Origin of the sequence: Sporichthya polymorpha DSM 43042, assembly GCF_000384115.1 — a bacterium.
Taxonomy (GTDB): domain Bacteria; phylum Actinomycetota; class Actinomycetes; order Sporichthyales; family Sporichthyaceae; genus Sporichthya; species Sporichthya polymorpha.
On the sequence record NZ_KB913029.1, the window covers coordinates 2,125,304 to 2,141,108 of the forward strand.

Consider the following 15,805-nt stretch of genomic DNA (forward strand, 5'->3'; position numbering starts at 1 on the left):
TCAGGACAGGGCGGGGATCCGGACCCGGAACGTCGCGCCCCGGCCGGGGGCGGAGTCGACGGTGACCTCCCCGCCGTGGGCGGCGACGAGGGCGGCGACGATCGACAGACCGAGACCGGTTCCTCCCGTGCTCCGGGCACGGGAGGAGTCGGTCCGGTAGAAGCGCTCGAAGACGCGGTCCCGTTCCTCCTCGGAGAGCCCCGGCCCGGAGTCGGCGACCTCGAGGATCGCCCAGTGCTGCCCGTCGACCACCTCGGCGCCGACCCCGACCCGGACCGGCGTCCCGGGCGGGGTGTGGGTGCACGCGTTGGAGACGAGATTGTCCGCGATCTGGCGCAGCCGGCCCTCGTCGCCGATGACGCCGGGCGGCTCGTCGCCGCCCAGCATGCCCACCTCGATCGGCCGGTCCGGGTCCGCGGCCCGGGCGGCGTGGACGGCGTCGGTCGCGACGGTGACGAGGTCGACGGGCTCCTGCCGCAGCGGCCGCTGCTGGTCGAGCCGGGCGAGCAGGAGGAGGTCCTCGACGAGCAGACCCATGCGGGTCGCCTCGTCCTCGATCCGGCGCAGCAGCGACGGCATCTGGTCCGGGCCGGCGGCACCCTGGCGGTAGAGCTCGGCGAAGCCGCGGATCGACGTCAGCGGCGTCCGGAGCTCGTGGCTCGCGTCGGTGACGAACTGCCGCATCCGCTTCTCCGACGTGCGCGCCTCGGCGGCCGCGCTCTCCCGCTCGCGGACCGCGGACTCGATCTGCGTGAGCATGCCGTTGACCGCCGAGGAGAGCTGCCCGACCTCGGTCCGGTGGGGGTGGTCGGGGACGCGGCGGGACAGGTCGCCGGCGGCGATCGCCTGCGCGGTGGTCTCCACCTCACGGAGCGGGCGCAGGCTGCTGCGCACGATGGCGTACGCCAGCACCGCGACGAGGGTGAGGACGGACAGCCCGACCGCGATCAGGATGCGCGTCAGCCGGGAGACGGTGATGTCGACCTCGTTGAGGCTGACCGCGACCATCAAGCTGCCCTGGCCGTCGGGCAGCGGCGTCAGCAGCGCGCGCCAGTCGGGCTGGTTGCCGCCGAGGGACTCGACGTCGTACGGCGCGCCGGCCTTGGCCTCGGCCTCGGCCAGACTGACCGGCTTCAGCCGGGGCGCCGCGCCGGGCGCCTCGAACTGCGCGTTCTCGCGCCGCAGTTCGTTGCCCTCGGCGTCCCAGGTGATGAGGAAGTACGGGTTGGGCAGCCGCGGCAGCGTCAGCGCCGAGGTGGCCGGGGCCGGCACGGGCTGGCTCATGTACGGCATCGCCGTGTTCGTGTAGAGCTCCAGCCGGTTGTCGAGGCGGTCGACGAGGTAGTCGCGGAGCACCGCGGTCGCGGTCGCGCCGGTGATGCCGACGGCCGCCGTGGTGAGGACCAGCAGCGCGGCCATCAGCTTGACCCGGAGTGGGACCTGCGCGGACATCCCGCGCAGCCGGGCCCGGGGACTCACCTCGTCTCCGCCACGGACTTCGTCCTCGCGGAGCCGGGCTCAGTGCCGAGGGTGAGCTCGCTGCGCTCGCTCACGACGGAGGCAGGCGCAGCACGTACCCGACGCCCCGCAAGGTGTGCAGCAGGCGGGGCTCGACGGTGTCGATCTTGCGTCGCAGGTACGACACGTAGGACTCCACGATGTTCACTTCGCCGTTGAAGTCGTAGTTCCAGACGTGGTCCAGGATCTGAGCCTTCGACAGCACCCGGCGCGGGTTGGTCATGAAGTAGCGCAGGAGCTTGAACTCCGTCGGGGACAGCATGACGCTCTGCCCGGCCCGCCACACCTCGTGGGTCTCGGTGTCGAGCTCCAGGTCGGCGAAGACCAGCCGCGGCGGGGCCGCCGGCTCCGGCCGCGCGGTCCGGCGCAGCACGGCGCGGATGCGGGCGATGACCTCGTCGAGGCTGAACGGCTTGGTGACGTAGTCGTCGCCGCCGAGCGTGAGGCCGGAGATCCGGTCCTCGGTCGCGTCCCGGGCGGTCAGGAAGACGACCGGCACCGTCGAGCCCTGCGCCCGCAGCTTCTTCACGACGCCGAAGCCGGAGATGTCCGGCATCATCACGTCGAGCACGAGCAGGTCGGGGTCGAAGCTGCCGACGGCCTCGAGGGCCTCCTCGCCGTTGCGGGCCGTTGCGACCTCGAACCCGGCGTAGCGCAGCGACGTGCTCAACAGCTCGACGATGTTCTCCTCGTCGTCCACCACCAGCAAGCGCTGCGGGCCGTCCTCGTCGCTCATGGTTTCCCCTCCGCGATCGACTGCAGGGTCCATCTCATGTGGTGGAACTGAACGTTTCCTGGGAGGTCCCCGAGACACCCTGTCCGCGCGGCCAAATCTTTCGGCGCGTTGCTTAGGTAACCTCAGTTTTCATGCGGGACGTTCTCGACGAGATCCGGCGCTGGTACACCGCCGGTGAGTCATTTGCGCTGGCCACGGTCGTGAACATCTCCAAGAGCGCCCCCCGCCAACCCGGCGCCGCGATGGCCATCTCCGCCGGCGGCGAGGCGGTGGGAAGTGTGTCCGGCGGGTGTGTCGAGGGCGCGGTCTACGAGCTCGGCCAGGAGGTCCTGGGCTCCGGCGCGCCGGTCTTCCAGACCTACGGCTACTCCGACGACGACGCCTTCGCGGTCGGCCTGACCTGCGGCGGGATCATCGACATGTTCGTCGAGCGGGTCTCGCCCACGGAGTACCCCGAGTTCGACGAGGTCGTCGCGGCCATCGACGCCGACTCCCCGATCGCCGTCGCGACCGTCGTGTACGGCCCCGGCCAGGTCGGCGCGCGGATGATCATCTGGCCGGACCGGCACAGCGGCTCCCTCGGCTCCGAGCGCCTCGACGCCGCTGTGCTCGACGACGGCCGTGGCCAGCTCTCCCAGGGCCACTCGGGTCTGCTCCGCTACGGGCCGGACGGCGAGCGCCTCGGTATCGAGCTCGCCGTGTTCGTCCAGTCGTTCTCGCCGGCCCCGCGGATGCTGGTCTTCGGCGCGATCGACTTCGCCGCCGCCGTCACCCGCGCCGGGAAGTTCCTCGGCTACCACGTGACCGTCTGCGACGCCCGGCCCGTGTTCGCCACCGCGAAGCGGTTCAAGGAGGCCGACGAGGTCGTCGTCGAGTGGCCCCACCGTTACCTGGAGGCCCAACTCGCCGCCGGCAAGGTCGACGAGCGGACCGTCATCTGCGTCCTCACGCACGACCCGAAGTTCGACGTCCCGGTCCTCAAGCTCGCGCTGCGGACCGACGCCGCCTACATCGGCGCGATGGGCTCACGCCGGACCCACGAGGACCGGCTCGCGCGGCTGCGCGCCGAGGGCGTCACCGAGGACGAGCTCGCTCGGCTGTACTCCCCGATCGGCCTCGACATCGGCGCCCGGACGCCGGAGGAGACCGCGATCTCCATCGCCGCCGAGATGATCAGCAAGCGCTGGGGCGGCACCGGCAAGGAACTCCGCCAGGTCGAGGGCGCGATCCACCGCGAGTCCCTCGCCGTCGACGCCTGAGGGCCCTAGCGACGGATGCTCGGGACGACGTTGACGGCGTCCCAGCTGGCGGCGACGGCGGCGGCCTCGTCGCTGCGGGGGCCATGCAGGTCCTCGGCGGCCTTGAGGGTCGCGGTGCGGGCGTCGAAGTAGTCCGTCGCGCTCGTGAAGTAGAGCGTGAGGGCGCGGTACCAGATCGCGGCGGCCTTCTCCCGGCCGATGCCGGTCAGGCGCTCGTCGTTGCAGGTCGGGCTGCGGTACTCGACGCTGAGGATGTTCTTGGCCTTGCTGCCTTCGGCGAGCAGGTAGAAGAAGTGGTTGCCGATGCCCGCGGCGTTGTGGACACCGAGGTTCTGGACCTTGGCTGACCAGCAGTCAGGTGACGACTTGTCGAGACTCGGCCGGTACATGTACCGGATCGCCTTCGGGGTGGTCCTCCGCTGCGGCATCTCGCCGACGAGGTAGTCGGCGACGTCCTTGGTGTTCCGCGCGTAGAACTCGATCATCGTGCCGAAGATGTCGCTGGTCGCCTCGTTGAGGCCGCCGGACTCGCCGCTGTTCATCAACGCCGCGGTCCGCGAGGTGAGGCCGTGGGTGATCTCGTGCCCGGCGATGTCGAGCGAGACCAGGGCGCCCAGTTCCTTGCCGTCGCCGTCGCCGAACGTCATGCACCGGCAGTTGTCGTTCCAGAACGCGTTCGCGTAGTTGTTGCCGTAGTGCACGCGGCTGTAGACCCCGACGCCGTCGTTGGCGTTGCCGAGGCGGTTGTGGATCTTGGCGAAGTAGTCCCACGTGACCGCCGCGCCGTACTGCGCGTCGACCGCGACGGTCTGGCGGTCGAGGACGCTGCCGTTGCCCCAGTCGTTGTCCGGATCGGTGAACGTCTTGCCCGGGGCGGTCGACGTGCACAACGGCAGCAGGATCGGCAGGCAGTCGTCGGTGCGGTTGTCGACGTCCCCGACGTAGTTGCCGCCGCGGGTGAGGTCGCGCAGCTCGTAGGCGTCCGTGTTGAGGACGGTGCTCAGCGGCACCCGCCCGGAGTAGAGACTGGACCCCACGCCGTCGGCGGTGTGGATCTCCTCGTCGACGAGCCGGACCTTGCCGGTCACCGCGTCGACGTACGTGTGGCGCAGCGAGGGCGTGCCGTCCGCCTGGGTGCCGGCGGTGAGGACGTCCCACGCGAGCGCAGGTGAGGCGGCGTCAGTTCCGCTGCGATCCGCGGCGGCGCGCGTCGTCACCGCGTCGACGACCAGCGTCGGCGTCGTCACGGGCAGCAGGCCGGTGATGCCCCGCGTCGTCGTGAGGACGGTCGTGGTCGCCGCCGCCGGGCTGACCACCGGGGTCAGGTCGAGCGAGATCGGCGAGCGGAAGGTCGCGCTCGCGTCGTCCCACGCGCCGTCCGCGGTGCGGTGCACGACGAGATCGCCGCCGAGCACGGGGAGGCCGGCGTAGGTGCGGTGCATCCGGACGTGGCTCGCGCCGGACGCCTCGGTCACGACGTCGCTGACGACGACGCCGAGTTCGGGCCCGAGGTCCTGGGGCCCACCGCGCCCGAAACCAAGACCGCCGCCGTGCGCGCGAAGCGCATCGACGGCGGCGGTGAGAGTGTCCGAGCGGAGCTGCTCCGCTGGGCTCAAGGAAGTGGATCCGGAGGCGGAGGAGGCCGACCCCAGCCCCGCCCCCGCGGTGATCAGCAGAGCGCCCAACAGCGCCCACGATGCGGAGCGGAACCGTCCCCTGGTCATCGCAGCCCCCCGGCCTGGATTGGGCTCATCCTGGACCATGATGACGGCTCCCGGGGGCATTCCGGTTAAATCGCCCGCCCCGGCGTGGAACGGGCTGATTTCGTAGTACCCCGCCGGACCCCGCGCACGCAACTAGGCGGCTCCTAGGCGGCGGCCCCCGGCTTCGCGGGCCGGAGCCCGGTCAGCGCCGGCAGGTGCTCGGCCAGCGCGCGGTAGACGCCCGGGTTGACGGTCATGCCGCAGTGGCTGCCGTCGACCTCGACGTGCTGGGCGGTGGGGTCCTGCGCCGCCTTGAAGTCGATGATCCCGTCGGAGCGGGAGTACACCGACAGGAACGGGATGTGCGCGGGGAAGGGTCCGGCCAGCTCCGCTCGGGAGTCGGCCGCGCACTCGCCGTGGACGCAGTCCGCGTTCATCAGCTTCTTCAGGCCCGCGCGGTTCAGCGCGGACAGCAACGCGACGTCCGCGAGCAGCAGCTTGTGACTGGCCGTCGGGGCGAGCAGCGGACTGCCGAGCGCGACGACGCCGTTCACCAGCTCGGGCCGGCGCATGGCGATCGTCTTGGCGTAGATGCCGCCGAGGCTGTGGCCGATCAGAGTGATCGGGCGGTTCTCGTGCAGCGCCGCGATCTCCACGCGGCGCGTCAGGCGCTCGAGCGTGTTCCGTGAGCATTCGACGTTCAGGCGGACCTGCGAGCGCAGCGGGGCGTAGCCCGCGCGCCGCAGCCAGCGGGAGAGCAGGCTCATCGAGTAGTCGCCGCTCATGAAGCCGGGGAGCAGCATCACCGGGCGGTGCTCACCGTGAGGCGTGCCCGGGTCGGTCCAGATCGGGTCGCGCAGCAGCGTGCGGCCCTCGGCGACCGTGCGGCGTTCGTCCAGCAGGGCGCGCGTTCCGCGCGGGCCGGCGAACCCTTCGGGGCACAGGAGCGTGCCGAAGCCGGTCGGGATACGGCTCACGAACTTCATCGCGGCCTCCTTGCGGTCGGGCGGTGGTGCCGGGGTGGTGCTGGTCGGTGCTGTGACGCGGGAGACAACGGACACGTTCCCGTAATTTGGAGGCTAGGTCACCGAGCGTGAATCGGCGCCGGGAAGTGAGCATTTTTCGGGGAAACTTGTGGGGCCTCTGGGGAGCAGAGTGTCCGGGAGGGGGAGTTTGTCCGTGGCGCCGACTACAGCGCGTGTCAACGAGATCGAGCTCTGTTACGAGGAGTTCGGAAAGCCCACCGATCCGACCGTTCTGCTGGTCATGGGCCTGGGCGGCCCCATGTTCTGGTGGGAGGACGACTTCTGCACCGAGCTGGCCGAGCGCGGCTTCCGCGTCATCCGCTTCGACAACCGGGACTGCGGGCGCTCCAGCGCCGGCACCGCCCCGGCGCGGCTCGTCCCGGCCTACCTGCGCCGGGTCGTGCCCGAGTACACGCTCGAGGACATGGCCGCCGACGCCGCCGGTCTGCTGCAGCACCTCGGCGTCGAGCGCGCTCACGTCGTCGGGGTCTCGATGGGCGGGATGATCGCGCAGCTGCTCGCGATCCGGCACCCGGAGCGCGTCGCCTCCCTCGTGTCGATCATGTCGACGACCGGCTCGCGCAAGGTCGGGCGCATCTCGGCGAAGGTGCTGGTCTCGATGTTCCGCACGATCCCCGAGGGTGAGGACGCCTACGTCGCGCGCAACCTCGAGGGCTTCAAACGCATCGGCTCGCCCCGGTACTACGAGTCCAACCTCGAGCGGCAGACCGCCCGCGCGCGCCGGACCTACGCCTACGGCCTCAACCCGGCCGGGACGATGCGCCAGCTCGCCGCGATCGTCTCCGCGCCGGACCGAACCGCCGACCTGGGCCGGATCCGCGTCCCCACCACCGTCGTCCACGGCACCGCCGACCCCCTGGTGCACGTCTCCGGCGGGAAGGCCACGGCACGCGCGATCCCGGGCGCCGAGCTCGTCCTCATCCCGGGCATGGGGCACGACATGCCGCGCGAACTGTGGCCTGTCCTACTCGACGCGATCGACCGGACCGCCGCCCGCGCGACGTGATTGCAGCGGGTTTGTCCGGGTTACGACCCATCAGATTGCACCGACACCGCCATTCGGGGTTGCCCTGAATGGCTCGTTCGTGATCGCTACGACAAATCCGAGGGGTATCGTCGATCCGTGCTGGATCCGCGGCTGATCAAGGAAAGCTTCGAAGCGGTCGAGCCGGTTGCCGACAAGGTCGCCGGGTACTTCTACGCGCGCCTGTTCATCGAGAACCCCGGTGTCCGCGAGATGTTCCCGCCCTACATGGACATCCAGCGCGACCGCCTCCTCGGCGCGATCATCCGCATCGTCCAGGGCATCGACCGGCCCGAGTTCCTCACGAACTTCCTCGAGCAGCTCGGTCGCGACCACCGCAAGTTCGGTGCGAAGCCGGCCCACTACGAGGCCGTCGGCCGCGCTCTGATCGCCGCGCTCAAGCGGTACGCCGGGGACGCCTGGACCCCCGAGGTCGAGGCCGCCTGGGTCTCCGCCTACAGCGTCGCCGCCGAGGCGATGATCGAGGCCTCCCGTCGCGCCGCGCTCGACACCCCGGACTGGTGGCTCGCCGAGATCGTCGCCCACGAGCAGCGTTCCAGCGACGTCGCCGTGATGTGGCTCAAGCCCGACCAGCCTTACCCGTACGAGGCCGGGCAGTACGTCTCGGTCGAGACCCCGTGGTGGCCCCGCGTCTGGCGCAACTACTCGATGGCCAACGCGCCCCGCAAGGACGGCCTGATCGAGCTCCACGTCCACGGCGTCGACGCCGGGTGGGTCAGCCAGGCGCTGGTCAACAAGGCCCGCCTCGGCGACGTCGTCCGGCTCGGGCACTCGACCGGGACGATGGTCGCCGACCGCACCTCGACCCGCGACCTCGTCTGCATCGCCGGCGGCACCGGCCTCGCCCCGATGAAGGCGATCATCGAGGACATGGCCCGGTGGAACTGGTACCGCCGCGTCCACCTCTTCTTCGGCGCCCGCCGCCCCGAGGGGCTCTACGACCTCGAGGCGATGCAGGCCCTCGCCGCCGAGAACAGTTGGCTCAACCTCGTCCCCGCCGTCTCCCACGACGACCGGTACGACGGTGAGCAGGGCATGATCGGCGACATCGCCCTCGCCCACGGCGACTGGACCGACCACGACGTCTTCGTCGCCGGCTCCCCGGACATGGTCCGCGGCACCATCGACCGCCTCCTCGCCCGCGGCATCTCCGTCTCCCGGGTCAAGTTCGACACCTTCGGCGATATTCGCTACTGAGTTGGTTGGCGCGCTCCGCGCGCGTTGCGCTCGCCGTTGCGGGTGGGGTCTGAAACAGCGGCCGGCGCGGCCCCGGGAGGGACCGCGCCGGTCGTGTGGTGCTGGGACCTGCAGCGCGTGAGTTACAGGGCGTCGGCGCTGACGTTGTCGCCCCACCAGGTGATGGTGGCGAAGCGGGCGCCGAAGTTCTGGCCGACCGTGCCGGCGCGGGCGGCGAAGCCCAGGTTGCCGGCCGCCGCGGGGGCGGTGATCGTCGTCAGGCCGTTGTCCTGGTCCGCGTAGACCTGCGGGGACAGGATCTGCAGGCCCGCCGGGCCGAGGGCCGAGGCCGACTGCGAGAACGAGGCCGACTGGCTGTTGAACTGGTCGACGAGCTCGCTGGCCGGGACCGCGGAACCGAAGAACGTCACGCCGTCGCTCGCGAAGGCGCTGTTGCTCGCCGAGGAGTCGAAGAAGGACATCCGGTAGGTGACCTTCGGCTCCTGGCTGGGCACGTGCGTGACCTGCATGAGCGAGGTGATCGTGTCGAACGCGCCGTTGATGCCGGTGATGTAGGCGCGGCCGGTGCTCGTGTAGATGCCGGTGGCCGGGTCGACCTGCGAGGTCACCGAGCTGCCCGCGATCCGGACGCCGGAGGCGTTGATCGTGTCGCCGGTGCCGGAGCCGCCGAAGTAGTCCGGGTTGCACTTCGAGGTCCACAGCGGGCCGTTGCCGTTCGCCGGGAACTTCGGCGTCCGGTCGGACGACGCCCCACCCGCGGCTGCGCCGGCCGGGCGGAACTCGCGGTGAATGGTCGGGTTGTCGTACGGGCTGGCGTCGGTGGCGGTCTGGCCCTCGCCGATCGGCGCGGCACCGCCCTTGAGGACGCCTTCCTCCAGGATGTCGTCGAGCCAGTACCCGGCACCGTCGGCGATGCAGCGCGGCGACGCCTCCTGGATGTCCTTGACCAGCGCCACACGGGCGTAGCCCATGTTCTGCGGGAGCTGGCGGGGGATCTCGGCGTACCACTCGATGGCGCCGGAGCGCATCGCCTCGTTGTAGCCGATCTGGTTGATGTCGAACTTGGGCTTCTTGGCCGTTTCCGCCGCAGCGGCGGGGGTAGCGAGCACCCCACCGGTCAGAGCGAGCGTAGCGGCGACAGCGAGACCCGGGACAAGGCTGCTGCGAAGGGACTTGGGCACTGGAGAACTCCTGCGGGTGTGATCCGTGCGTGGGGATGTAGGACCTGATCGCACTATCGGCCCGAATTGCGGGGACGTTTCACACCGTAGCGGGCAGGCCGATTCTGTAACCGCACGGTGACTGTTCGTGAGCACCTCTCCGCCCTGGGATTCGGGACACAAACGTGCTCTACGCACATCAACGCCGATTCCGGGCATGCGTCACGCTGCGCAGGCTGTGGATTCACTAAGAGACAGGCCGGAATCCGGAGCGGGGGCGCGGCCGCGACCGCGAGAGCCTCGCCACAGCGTGAGCGTGCGTGCCGGAGCCGCCGCACCGTCCGGTCGCCCAGGGTGCGTAGCATTCCGGCGGCAGGTCCCCCTTCTCGATCCGGACCGGAGTTCCTCGTGAAGTTTCGCGTCACCCCCCGGGCGAACGCGTTCTACGACATGTTCGCGGCCTCGGCGGCGAACCTGCTGGTCGGCGTCAAGATCCTGACCGAGCTGCTGGGCTCCAGCCCGGCGGAGCGGGCCGCGATCGGTGACCGCATGAAGGTCGCCGAGCACGCGAGCGACGAGATCACCCACGCGATCATGAACGAGGTCAACTCCTCGTTCATCACGCCGTTCGACCGTGAGGACATCTACCGCCTCGCGTCGAGCCTCGACGACGTCATGGACGCCATGGAGGCGGCCGTCGACCTCGTCGTGCTCTACAACATCGTCGAGTTGCCGGCCGGTCTGGCCGACCAGGTCGAGATGCTGGAGCGCGCGGCCGAGGTGACGGCGGAGGCGATGCCCCGCCTGCGTGTCATGAAGAACCTGCGCGAGTACTGGATCGAGATCAACCGTCTGGAGAACACGGGCGACGCGATCTACCGCCGGCTGCTCGCGAAGCTCTACAGCGGTGAGTACGACGCTCTGATGGTCCTCAAGCTCAAGGAGGTCGTCGACCAGCTCGAGGCGGCCGCGGACGCGTTCGAGAACGTGGCCAACACCGTCGAGAGCATCGCCGTCAAGGAGTCCTGACCCGGTGGAGGACGTCACGACGGTCTGCGTCGTCCTGTTCGCGCTGGGCTTCGGCTACACCAACGGGTTCCACGACTCCGCGAACGCGATCGCGACCTCGATCTCCACGCGCGCCCTCACCCCGCGCGTCGCCCTGCTCATGGCCGCCGTCATGAACTTCATCGGCGCCTTCCTCGGGACCCAGGTCGCGAGCACGGTCGGGAAGGGCATCATCGCCACCCCCGAGGGCCAGCACGGCCTCGTCGTGGTGCTCGGGGCGCTGGTCGGCGCGATCGCCTGGAACCTGATCACCTGGTACTTCGGGCTCCCGAGCTCGTCCTCGCACGCCCTGTTCGGCGGCCTGATCGGCGCGGCCCTCGCGGGCGGGATCGACGTGAAGTGGGCCGGGATCCGGGACAAGATCCTGATCCCGATGGTCATCTCCCCGGTCTTCGGGTTCTTCGCGGCGTTCGCGCTGATGACCGCGATCCTCTGGATCTTCCGCAAGGGGAAGCCGAACCCGCTGAACCGGGGCTTCCGGGTCGCCCAGACGGTGTCGGCCACCGCGATGGCGCTCGGGCACGGCATCCAGGACGTCCAGAAGACGATGGGTGTCATCTTCCTGGCCCTGCTGACGACGAATCACGTCGACGCCGACGGCGGGATCCCGATCTGGGTGACCGTGTCCTCGGCCGCCGCGATCTCGCTCGGCACCTACGCCGGCGGCTGGCGGATCATGCGAACGCTCGGCCGCCGGATCATCGACCTCGACCCGCCCCGCGGGTTCGCCTCCGAGACCGTCGCGGCCGGCGTGCTCTACACGACCGCCTACGTGTACGCGGCGCCGATCTCGACGACGCACACGATCACCTCGGCGGTCATGGGCGCCGGCGCGACCAAGCGGGTCTCCGCGGTCCGCTGGGGCGTCGCCGGGAACATCGTGCTCGCGTGGGTCTTCACGATCCCCGCCGCCGGCGTCGTCGCGGCCTGCTCGTACTACCTGCTCAACCCCGTTCTGGGTTAGCCGAACCGGCCGGAGATGTAGTCCTCGGTGGCCTGCTGGGCCGGGGTGGAGAAGACCTTCGCGGTCGGGCCGACCTCGATCAGCTTGCCGGGCTTGCCGGTGCCGGCGATGTTGAAGAACGCGCAGCTGTCGCTGACCCGGGCGGCCTGCTGCATGTTGTGCGTGACGATGACGATCGTGTAGTTCGCCTTGAGCTCGGCGATCAGCTCCTCGATCGCGAGGGTGGAGATCGGGTCGAGGGCGGAGCACGGCTCGTCCATCAGCAGCACGTCCGGCTGCACGGCGATGGCGCGGGCGATGCACAGCCGCTGCTGCTGCCCGCCCGACAGGCCGGCGCCCGGCTTGTCGAGGCGGTCCTTGACCTCGTTCCAGAGGTTCGCCCCGCGCAGCGACCGCTCGACGACCTCGTCGAGGGTGGCCTTGTTCCGCCGCTTGCCGTTGAGCTTCAGACCGGCGGCGACGTTCTCCCGGATCGACATCGTGGGGAACGGGTTCGGCTTCTGGAACACCATGCCGACCGACGCGCGAACGCGGACGGGATCGACCTCGGGGGCGTAGAGGTCCTGGCCGTCGATGACGACGCGGCCCTGGACGCGCGCGCCGGGGATCACCTCGTGCATGCGGTTCAGCGACCGCAGGAAGGTGGACTTGCCGCACCCGGACGGGCCGATGAAGGCGGTCACCGAGCGCGCCTCGATCGTCATCGTGACGTCCTCCACGGCGAGGAAGTCCCGGTAGTAGATGTTCAGTGAGTCGACGTCGATGCGCTTGGCCATCGGAAGTCCTTTCAGCGGCCGGTCTGCGGCGCGAACAGGCGGGCGATCAGCCGGCCCAGCAGGTTCAGCGTCAGAACGATCAGGATCAGGATCAGCGCGGCGGTCCACGCGCGGTCGAGGTACGCCTCGCGGTTCACGCCCGGGTTGGCGTACTGCGTGTACGCGAACACCGGCAGCGTCGCCATGCGCTCGTCGAACGGGTTGAGGTTGACGCCGGTCGTGATGCCGACGGTGATGAGCAGCGGTGCCGTCTCCCCGACGACGCGGGCGATCGCGAGCGTCACGCCGGCCGCGATGCCGCCGAGTGCGGTCGGGAGCACGACCTTGAGGATCGTGCGCCACGGCGGGACACCGAGCGCCAGCGAGGCCTCGCGCAGCTCGTTGGGGACGATCTTGAGCATCTCCTCGGTCGCCCGCACGACGACCGGGATCATCAGCACCGACAGGGCGACGGCGCCCACGATGCCCATACGGACGCCGGGGCCGACGATCATCGCGAACAGCGAGTAGGCGAACAGACCGGCGACGATCGAGGGGATGCCCGTCATGACGTCGACGAAGAAGGTCAGCGCCTTCGACAACCGGTCGCCCTTGCCGTACTCGACGAGGTAGATCGCGGCCAGCAGCCCGATCGGGATCGAGATCAGGCACGCGAGGGCGGTGACGATCAGCGTGCCCTGGACGGCGTGGGATGCCCCGCCGCCGGCGCCGACGATGCCGCGCATCGAGTCGGTGAAGAAGGCGCTGTCGAACCGGTCGGAGCCGTTCTTCGCGACCGTCCAGCCCACCGATGCGAGGGGGATCAGGGCGAGCAGGAAGGCGGACGTGACGACGGCGGTGGCGAGACGGTCGACGGCGTACCGCGGGCCCTCGACGGCGCGCGCCCACGCGTAGACGAACGCCGCGGAGGCGACGAGCACCGCGAGCACGACAAGCCCGGGCGAGACGCCCGAGGGCAGCGCAATCGCACCGCCGCCGGCGAACCCCGCCGGGACCGCCCAGCCCGCCGTCCGCGGCAGTCGCCGGCCGGTGATGCGCCGCGCCGGGCGGATCAGGGTGCGGCCGTCCCCCCGCGGCGGCTCGGGCTCGAGCAGCGCGATCGGGTCGGCCGGGTAGTCGGTCCACGGCGCCGGTGCGACCGCGGTCTGCGTCGCTGAGGTCGGCGTCAGCGACGTCGGCGTCACCGGGGCCGGGGGGATCGGCGTGGGCGTCGTCATCAGTCGGCTCCCGAGAACTCGCGCCGCCGGTTGACGATCGCCCGGGCGACGACGTTGACGGCGAGGGTGATCGCGAACAGCACCAGACCGCTCGCGATGAGGGCGTTGACCTTGACGCCGCTGGACTCGGGGAAGTCGAGCGCGATGTTGGCCGCGATCGTCCCGGAGTTCTCCCGGCTGATCAGGTCGAAGGTGACCGCGCCGGACGCGGACAGGATGATGGCGACCGCCATCGTCTCGCCGAGCGCGCGCCCGAGACCGAGCATCGCGCCGCTGACGACGCCGGAGCGACCGAACGGCAGCACCGTCATGCGGATCATCTCCCAGCGCGTGGCGCCGAGGGCGAGCGCAGCCTCCTGGTGCAACGGCGGCGTCTGCTTGAAGACCTCGCGGGAGACGGCGGTGATGACCGGCAGGATCATCACGCCGAGCACGATCCCGACGACCAGCATCGTGCGGCCGGTCGAGGTCGCGGGCCCGTCGAAGAACGGGACGAACCCGAGGTGATTCTCCAGCCAGCGGGACAGGCCCACCGAGTGCGGCGCCAGGACCGCGATGCCCCAGAGTCCGTAGATGATGCTCGGGACCGCGGCGAGCAGGTCGATCGCCAGACCCAGCGGCCCGGCGAGCCGCCGCGGTGCGAAGTGCGTGATGTAGAGCGCGATCGCGACCGCCATCGGTGCCGCGAGCAGAACCGCGATCGTCGCGCCGAGGATCGTCCCGAACGCGAGCGGCGCGATCCACGCGACGAGGTTCTTGCCGTCCGGCAGCTCGGCGGAGTCGGCGGTGAACGCCGGCCACGCCTCGAGGATCAGGAAGAGCGCGACCCCGGCGAGGACGACGAGGATTGCGATCCCCGCGCCGGTCGCGGCGCCGGAGAAGAGCCGGTCGCCGAGGCGAACGGGGGACCGGGAGGCGGGCCCCCGTTCCCCCGCCGCCCGGTCGATCTGAAGGGTGCTCACGCCCAGCTCACTTCAGCCCGATGGCGTCGATGGCGGCCGAGAACTCGGTGCGCTGCTCGGCGGACAGCGGGGCGGAACCGGCCGCCTCCTGGGCGGTCTTCTGACCCTCCTCGCTCAGGATGTAGCCGAGGAACGCCTTCACGAGGTCGACGTCGCCCTGCGAGCCGTACTTGGTGCAGGCCAGCGCGTACGAGACCAGGACGACCGGGTAGGTGCCGGCCTCGTCGGTCGCGCGGTCGAGCTCGTAGACGAAGCCGAACTCGCCGGAGTCCGCAACGCGCTCGGACGCCCCGAGGATCGAGGCCGCGGCCTCCGGGGACGGCCCGACGAAGTCCTCGCCGACCGCGACGGAAACCTGGCCCAGCTCGCCGGCCTGGCTGGCGTCGGCGTAGCCGATGGTGCCCTCGCCGGCGCTGATCGCCCCGATGACGCCCGAGGTGCCCTGCGCGGCCTCGCCGCCGGAGACCGGCCAGTCCCCGCTCGGCTCGTGGGGCCAGGCGTCGGGGGCCGCGGCGTGAAGGTACTCGGTGAAGTTCTCGGTCGTGCCGGACTCGTCGGAGCGGTTGACCGGCGTGATCTCCAGGTCGGGCAGCTCGACGTCGGGGTTGTCGGCGGCGATGGCCGCGTCGTTCCAGCGGGTGATCTTCTGATCGAAGATCTTCGCGACCGTCTCGGCCTTCAGGTTGAGCTCCTCGACGCCGTCGAGGTTGAACGCGATGGCGATCGGCGAGACGTAGACGGGAATCTGGATCACGTCGACGCAGGTGCTCTTCGCCTTCGTCAGTTCGTCCTCCTGAAGCGGCGCGTCGCTGCCGGCGAAGCGGATCGCGCCGGCGGAGAACTGCTCGCGGCCGGCGCCGGAGCCGGTCGGCTCGTAGTTGATGGTGACGCCGGAGTGCTGGTCGGTGAACGCGGCGATCCACGCCTCCATCGCGGCGGCCTGGGAGCTAGCCCCGGCGCCGGAGACCGTGCCGCTGAGCCGTGTTTCGGTCGCAGTGTCGGTCGCAGTGTCGGACGCGCCGGCGTTGCTCGTCGGCGTCAGGGTGTTCTCGTCGTCGCCGCAGGCGGCAAGCCCGGCGCACAGGGCGGTGGCGACGACGGCCGCGGCCAGCCGGCGCGGCGTGCGAAGGATCATCGAAGTCCTCTGGTTCTCC

14 protein-coding genes are annotated in these 15,805 nt (G+C 70.5%); 5 read left to right on the forward strand and 9 right to left on the reverse strand.

The window, feature by feature from the left end; genetic code table 11:
- Both SPOPO_RS0110535 and SPOPO_RS0110540 read right to left on the reverse strand, forming a co-directional pair.
- On the reverse strand, positions 1-1,479 hold the full coding sequence (locus tag SPOPO_RS0110535) for a sensor histidine kinase (protein WP_245541706.1): 1,479 nt from the start codon (positions 1,477-1,479) through the stop codon (positions 1-3).
- Positions 1,480-1,549: 70 nt separating this feature from the next.
- Entirely contained in the window at positions 1,550-2,254 is a 705-nt protein-coding gene (locus tag SPOPO_RS0110540) for a response regulator transcription factor (RefSeq protein ID WP_019874738.1), read from the reverse strand.
- Between the two features lie 131 nt (positions 2,255-2,385).
- Between SPOPO_RS0110540 and SPOPO_RS0110545 the strand changes: the two genes are divergently transcribed.
- Positions 2,386-3,513, forward strand: coding sequence for an XdhC family protein (locus SPOPO_RS0110545; RefSeq protein ID WP_019874739.1), 1,128 nt, complete (start codon positions 2,386-2,388; stop codon positions 3,511-3,513).
- Positions 3,514-3,518: 5 nt separating this feature from the next.
- Here SPOPO_RS0110545 and SPOPO_RS0110550 read toward each other — a convergent pair whose 3' ends face one another.
- The gene (locus SPOPO_RS0110550; protein WP_019874740.1) at positions 3,519-5,129 is read right to left on the reverse strand and encodes a M4 family metallopeptidase; all 1,611 of its coding nucleotides are present in this window, start codon (positions 5,127-5,129) and stop codon (positions 3,519-3,521) included.
- Positions 5,130-5,380: 251 nt separating this feature from the next.
- Entirely contained in the window at positions 5,381-6,202 is an 822-nt protein-coding gene (locus SPOPO_RS28930; protein ID WP_019874741.1) for a PGAP1-like alpha/beta domain-containing protein, read from the reverse strand.
- 193 nt (positions 6,203-6,395) lie between these two features.
- Here SPOPO_RS28930 and SPOPO_RS0110560 point away from each other — a divergent pair, with 193 nt between their 5' ends.
- Entirely contained in the window at positions 6,396-7,268 is an 873-nt protein-coding gene (locus SPOPO_RS0110560; RefSeq protein WP_019874742.1) for an alpha/beta fold hydrolase, read from the forward strand.
- Positions 7,269-7,385: 117 nt separating this feature from the next.
- A complete protein-coding gene (locus tag SPOPO_RS0110565) occupies positions 7,386-8,504 on the forward strand; it encodes a globin domain-containing protein (RefSeq protein WP_019874743.1) in 1,119 nt (372 codons plus the stop codon).
- Between the two features lie 122 nt (positions 8,505-8,626).
- On the opposite strand, the gene SPOPO_RS0110570 is transcribed toward SPOPO_RS0110565, so the two are convergent.
- Positions 8,627-9,685, reverse strand: a complete 1,059-nt coding sequence (locus tag SPOPO_RS0110570; RefSeq protein ID WP_156869787.1) for a hypothetical protein — start codon at positions 9,683-9,685, stop codon at positions 8,627-8,629.
- 387 nt (positions 9,686-10,072) lie between these two features.
- On the opposite strand from SPOPO_RS0110570, the gene SPOPO_RS0110575 reads away from it, so the two are divergent.
- A complete protein-coding gene (locus SPOPO_RS0110575) occupies positions 10,073-10,693 on the forward strand; it encodes a DUF47 domain-containing protein (protein WP_019874745.1) in 621 nt (206 codons plus the stop codon).
- 4 nt (positions 10,694-10,697) lie between these two features.
- Positions 10,698-11,696: an inorganic phosphate transporter gene (locus SPOPO_RS0110580; protein WP_019874746.1), complete on the forward strand. Its 999-nt coding sequence runs from the start codon at positions 10,698-10,700 to the stop codon at positions 11,694-11,696.
- Here SPOPO_RS0110580 and pstB read toward each other — a convergent pair.
- From pstB to pstS, 4 genes are read right to left on the reverse strand one after another with little or no spacing between them, the layout of a single operon-like run.
- On the reverse strand, positions 11,693-12,472 hold the full coding sequence (pstB, locus tag SPOPO_RS0110585) for a phosphate ABC transporter ATP-binding protein PstB (protein ID WP_019874747.1): 780 nt from the start codon (positions 12,470-12,472) through the stop codon (positions 11,693-11,695). The two genes, SPOPO_RS0110580 and pstB, sit on opposite strands and share 4 nt — an antisense overlap.
- Before the next feature lie 11 nt (positions 12,473-12,483).
- Positions 12,484-13,689, reverse strand: coding sequence for a phosphate ABC transporter permease PstA (pstA, locus tag SPOPO_RS0110590; protein ID WP_019874748.1), 1,206 nt, complete (start codon positions 13,687-13,689; stop codon positions 12,484-12,486).
- Positions 13,689-14,651, reverse strand: a complete 963-nt coding sequence (pstC, locus tag SPOPO_RS0110595) for a phosphate ABC transporter permease subunit PstC (protein WP_019874749.1) — start codon at positions 14,649-14,651, stop codon at positions 13,689-13,691. The genes pstA and pstC overlap by 1 nt, the downstream gene beginning before the upstream one ends.
- Before the next feature lie 7 nt (positions 14,652-14,658).
- Entirely contained in the window at positions 14,659-15,786 is a 1,128-nt protein-coding gene (pstS, locus tag SPOPO_RS0110600) for a phosphate ABC transporter substrate-binding protein PstS (protein WP_019874750.1), read from the reverse strand.
- Between the last annotated feature and the right edge of the window lie 19 nt (positions 15,787-15,805).

Coding starts and splice junctions, on each gene's coding strand:
- SPOPO_RS0110540 (WP_019874738.1), bottom strand. CDS start 2,254: ATGAGCGACGAGGACGGCCCGCAGCGCTTGCTGGTGGTGGACGACGAG.
- SPOPO_RS0110545 (WP_019874739.1), top strand. CDS start 2,386: ATGCGGGACGTTCTCGACGAGATCCGGCGCTGGTACACCGCCGGTGAG.
- SPOPO_RS28930 (WP_019874741.1), bottom strand. CDS start 6,202: ATGAAGTTCGTGAGCCGTATCCCGACCGGCTTCGGCACGCTCCTGTGC.
- pstB (WP_019874747.1), bottom strand. CDS start 12,472: ATGGCCAAGCGCATCGACGTCGACTCACTGAACATCTACTACCGGGAC.
- pstA (WP_019874748.1), bottom strand. CDS start 13,689: ATGACGACGCCCACGCCGATCCCCCCGGCCCCGGTGACGCCGACGTCG.
- pstS (WP_019874750.1), bottom strand. CDS start 15,786: ATGATCCTTCGCACGCCGCGCCGGCTGGCCGCGGCCGTCGTCGCCACC.